Origin of the sequence: Burkholderia sp. Ac-20392, assembly GCF_017104585.1 — a bacterium.
In the GTDB taxonomy this organism is placed as follows: domain Bacteria; phylum Pseudomonadota; class Gammaproteobacteria; order Burkholderiales; family Burkholderiaceae; genus Burkholderia; species Burkholderia lata.
The window spans coordinates 1-4,430 of the sequence record NZ_JAAGPB010000604.1 but is presented as its reverse complement, the minus strand read 5'-3'; the positions used below and the strand labels follow the sequence as shown (position 1 = coordinate 4,430).

Annotated in this window: 5 protein-coding genes; 3 read left to right on the top strand and 2 right to left on the bottom strand. The window is 66.4% G+C overall.

What is annotated here, in order from left to right; translation table 11 throughout:
• Positions 1-1,457 (bottom strand): transglycosylase SLT domain-containing protein (locus G3N99_RS35375; RefSeq protein ID WP_206124681.1); only part of this gene is annotated, 1,457 nt, incomplete at its 3' end.
• A 151-nt stretch (positions 1,458-1,608) separates the two neighbouring features.
• Complete coding sequence (gene gloB / locus G3N99_RS35370) at positions 1,609-2,415, bottom strand: hydroxyacylglutathione hydrolase (RefSeq protein WP_174941221.1); 807 nt, start codon at positions 2,413-2,415, stop codon at positions 1,609-1,611.
• Positions 2,416-2,433: 18 nt separating this feature from the next.
• Between gloB and G3N99_RS35365 the strand changes: the two genes are divergently transcribed.
• The 3 genes from G3N99_RS35365 to dnaQ all read left to right on the top strand — a co-directional run.
• Positions 2,434-3,246: a class I SAM-dependent methyltransferase gene (locus G3N99_RS35365; protein ID WP_089430881.1), complete on the top strand. Its 813-nt coding sequence runs from the start codon at positions 2,434-2,436 to the stop codon at positions 3,244-3,246.
• Positions 3,243-3,686 (top strand): ribonuclease HI, encoded by a 444-nt coding sequence (gene rnhA, locus G3N99_RS35360; protein WP_039347704.1) that lies wholly within the window; start codon positions 3,243-3,245, stop codon positions 3,684-3,686. Before G3N99_RS35365 ends, rnhA begins: the two co-directional genes overlap by 4 nt.
• A gap of 38 nt (positions 3,687-3,724) precedes the next feature.
• A partial coding sequence (dnaQ, locus tag G3N99_RS35355) for a DNA polymerase III subunit epsilon (RefSeq protein WP_206124680.1) occupies positions 3,725-4,430 on the top strand: 706 nt, incomplete at its 3' end.

Sequence of the window (4,430 nt, the reverse complement as noted above, 5' to 3'; positions counted from 1 at the left end):
CCCACCGCGAGGCTCGCGCGCTCGATGTGCGCACCGCCGGCCGACGTCGCGATCCGTTCCGGACCGGGTTCCGCCGGCACCGAACGGCCGACCGGCACGTGCAGCACGAGCGCCTGGCCCGGCATCGCGAGATCGCGGTGCGTACGGTTCCACGCCTTGAGCTGGCCGACCGACACGCCGTAGCGGCCGGCGATCGCCGCCATCGATTGCTTGCGGCGCACGCGGATCAGCATCTTGCGCGTGTCGGGTACGTCGGGCTCCATCGCGAGGGCGCCGTTTTCGGCGACGTCGGCGCTGATGTCCTCGTCGTCGTCGTCGCCGCGCGGCACGACGATCGTCGAGCCCGGCTTCAGGCGCATGCCGGCCGGAATCTTGTTGATCGACATCAGCGTATCGGCGTCCACGCCGATCTTCTCGGCGATCGCGGCCGGCCGTGCACGTTCGCTGACCGTGTAGGTGGTCCACGTCGAAAGCTGGCCGTTGTACGCCTTCAGGTTCTTCTCGAACGCCGACGCGTTGTCGAACGGCAGCAGGATCTGCGGCTCGGTCGCGCCGAGGATCACCGGCTTCGAGAACGACGGGTTCAGCGAGCGGAATTCGTCGAGCGACAGGTTCGCGAGCTTCGCGGCCACCGCCACGTCGATGTCGCGCGACGTCGTGACCGTCACGAAATACGGGTGGTTCGGGATGTCCGGCAGCGCGAGGCCGTACTGCTGCGGATTCGCGATGATGTTCTTCACCGCCTGCAGCTTCGGTACGTAGTTGCGCGTCTCGTTCGGCATCCGCAGGCTCAGGTAGTCGGTCGGCAGGCCGGCCGCCTGGTTGCGCGCGATCGCGCGCTGCACGTTGCCCTCGCCCCAGTTGTACGCGGCCAGCGCGAGATACCAGTCGCCGAACATGTCATGCAGACGCGACAGGTAGTCGAGCGCGGCGCTCGTCGACGCAAGCACGTCGCGGCGCTCGTCCTGCCACATGTTGCGCTTCAGGTTGTACGTGCGGCCCGTGCCGGGCATGAACTGCCACATGCCGGCCGCCTTCGCGACCGACAGCGCCTGCGGGTTGTACGCGGACTCGATGAACGGCAGCAGCGCGAGCTCGGTCGGCATGTGACGCGCCTCAAGCTCCTCGACGATGTGGTACAGGTACTTCTGCGAGCGCTCGGTCATGCGCTGCACGTAATCCGGGCGCTGCGTGTACCACGTGGTCTGCATGTCGACGAGGTCGGTCTGCAGGTCGGGCATCTGGAAACCGCGGCGGATGCGACCCCAGAGATCGGAGTCCGCACTGGTCAGGTCGCCGACGGATTGCTTGTCGACGTCGACAGTTTCTTTGGCGGTGGCTGATTTACGGAGGTAGGTGGACGTCGCCTGCGAATCGGCGGCGTTGTTGGCGACAGGGGCCTGGCTCGCACAAGCGGCGAGCAGCAGAACCACCATCGCACTCAATATAAGTCGCATGAAAATCTCTGCTTCCGACGGCTGGAAATTGCAGGCGATACTACGGAAGTGCGTGCTTCACGTCAATAAAAACACCGAAAACTCAGCGAAATCCTACATTTGGAGCAATTTTTACAGACACCGCTTGAGCTTTGGAGTCCTCCGGAAATCATCATCGGAACCGGTTTTTCCACTCGCGCATCAGCGTGAACGCCGTCAGACGATCCGGCACTGTTTCGTGCAACTCGGCCTCGAGCGTCGCGCGGATCGCATCGCTGTCCGCACGCATGAACGGGTTAACGGCACGCTCATGCGCGATCGTAGTGGGCAGCGTCGGCACGCCGCGCGCGCGCAGCGCCTGTGCGTCGTCGCGCCACGTGGCGAGCGCCGCATTGCCGGGTTCGCACGCGAGCGCGAAGCGGATGTTGGACAGCGTGTATTCGTGTGCGCAATGCACGTGCGTGTCGCCCGGCAACGCCGCGAGCGCGTCGAGCGACGCGAGCATCTGCGCGGGCGTGCCTTCGAACAGGCGGCCGCAACCGCACGAGAACAGCGTGTCGCCGCAAAACACGTGCGGGGCCGCGTTGCCCTGCCCGGCCGCCTGGAAATAGGCGATGTGGCCGCGCGTGTGGCCCGGCACGTCGAGCACGTCGAATGTGGCGGCGGGCGCGTCGAGTGTCACGCGATCGCCGCCTTCGAGCGGCTGCGTCACTACGCCGATCGCCTCGGCCGCGGGGCCGTAAACAGTGAGCGGCGCATCGTCCGGTTGGCTATCGCGCAGTGCCGCGACACCGCCGACGTGGTCGGCGTGGTGGTGCGTGAGTAAAATAGCGGTCAACCGCCAGCCGCGTTCGGCTAGAACCCGGCGCACCGGCGCGGCTTCACCCGGATCGACGGCGATCGCATCGCGGCCGTCCGAGACGAGCCAGATATAGTTGTCATCGAATGCCGGAACCGGCACGTATTCCAGCTCGTTCATGGGCGCGCAATCATCGTTATGTCTGACCGTCAAATTATAGACTGGCCCGCCTGGACCGACTCACCGCCCGGCCGCTACGTGCTGGGCTGGGAGCAGGCGCAGCTCGACCGGATCGTGTCCGACGTCTTCGGGTTCCACGCGCTGCAGCTCGGCCTGCCGCAGCTCGACGCGCTGCGCGAGAACCGCATGCCGTATCGCGGCCTCGTGCTCGATCCGGCGAGCGGCGCGAGCGCGCCGTACCAGTATCCGTGGGCGCGCGAGGCGCATGCGCCCGAGCACGCGCCCGACGGCCGCAGCACGACCTGGTGCGACCTGCTCGACCTGCCGTTCGAGTCGCAGAGCGTCGACCTGATCGTGATGCCGCACACGCTCGAATTCACGTCCGATCCGCACCGCCTGCTGCGCGAGGCCGAGCGCGTGCTGATGCCGGAAGGCCAGCTCGTGATCACCGGCTTCAATTCGCTCAGCCTGTGGGGCATGCGGCAATCGTTCGGGCGCATGGCGAACCGCCCGTTCGTGCCGGCCACGCGCGACCAGATCGCATTCATCCGGCTCAAGGACTGGATCAAGCTGCTCGGCTTCGATCTCGAACGCGGCCGCTTCGGCTGCTACCGGCCGCCGCTCGTCACCGACAAGTGGCTGGCCCGCTACGGCTTCATGGAGGCCGCCGGCGACCGCTGGTGGCCGATCTTCGGCGCCGTCTACATGGTGACGGCCGTCAAGCGCGTGCGCGGCATGCGCCTCGTCGGCCAGATCCGGATGAAGAAGCCCGTGCTCGCACCGGGCCTGACGCCGGCGGCCTCCCCGACCACTCATCAAGAACATTCATGACTACCGATACCATCGACATCTATACCGACGGCGCCTGCAAGGGCAACCCCGGCCCCGGCGGCTGGGGCGCACTGATGCGCTACGGCGACAAGGAAAAGGAACTGTTCGGCGGCGAGCCGAACACGACCAACAACCGCATGGAGCTGATGGGCGTGATCGCCGCGCTCGAAGCGCTGAAGCGGCCGTGCCAGGTGATCGTGCATACCGACTCGCAATACGTGCAGAAAGGCATCAGCGAGTGGATTCACGGCTGGAAGAAGAAAGGCTGGGTCACCGCGGCAAAGACGCCCGTGAAAAACGCTGACCTGTGGAAGCGGCTCGACGCGCTCGTCGCGCAGCACGAGGTCGAGTGGCGCTGGGTCAAGGGCCACGCGGGCCATCCCGAAAACGAGCGCGCGGACGCACTCGCGAATCGCGGCGTCGAATCGCTCACGGCCTGAACGCGGGCCGCTCCCCTGTTTTCTACGTTTTTCCCGACATGCGCCAGATCATTCTCGATACCGAAACCACCGGCCTGAACGCCCGCACGGGCGACCGCCTCATCGAAATCGGCTGCGTCGAGCTGCTGAACCGGCGGCTCACCGGCAACAACCTGCACTTCTACGTGAACCCCGAGCGCGACAGCGATCCGGGCGCACTGGCGGTGCACGGGCTCACGACCGAATTCCTCAGCGACAAGCCGAAATTCGCGGAAGTCGCCAACCAGATTCGCGACTTCGTGCAGGACGCCGAGCTGATCATCCACAACGCGCCGTTCGACCTTGGCTTCCTCGACGCGGAATTCGCGCGGCTCGACCTGCCGCCGTTCTCCGAGCATTGCGGCGGCGTGATCGACACGCTGGTGCAGGCCAAGCAGATGTTCCCCGGCAAGCGCAACTCGCTCGACGCGCTGTGCGACCGCTTCGGCATCAGCAACGCGCACCGGACGCTGCACGGCGCACTGCTCGACTCGGAGCTGCTCGCCGAGGTGTATCTCGCGATGACGCGCGGCCAGGACAGCCTCGTGATCGACATGCTCGACGACGCGGGCGCCGACGGCGGCGCGGCGAACGGTCAGCGCGTGTCGCTCGCCGCGCTCGACCTGGCCGTCGTGGCCGCGAGCGACGACGAACTCGCCGCACACCAGGCGCAGCTCGACGAGCTCGACAAATCGGTCAAGGGCACCTGCGTATGGCGCAAGTCCA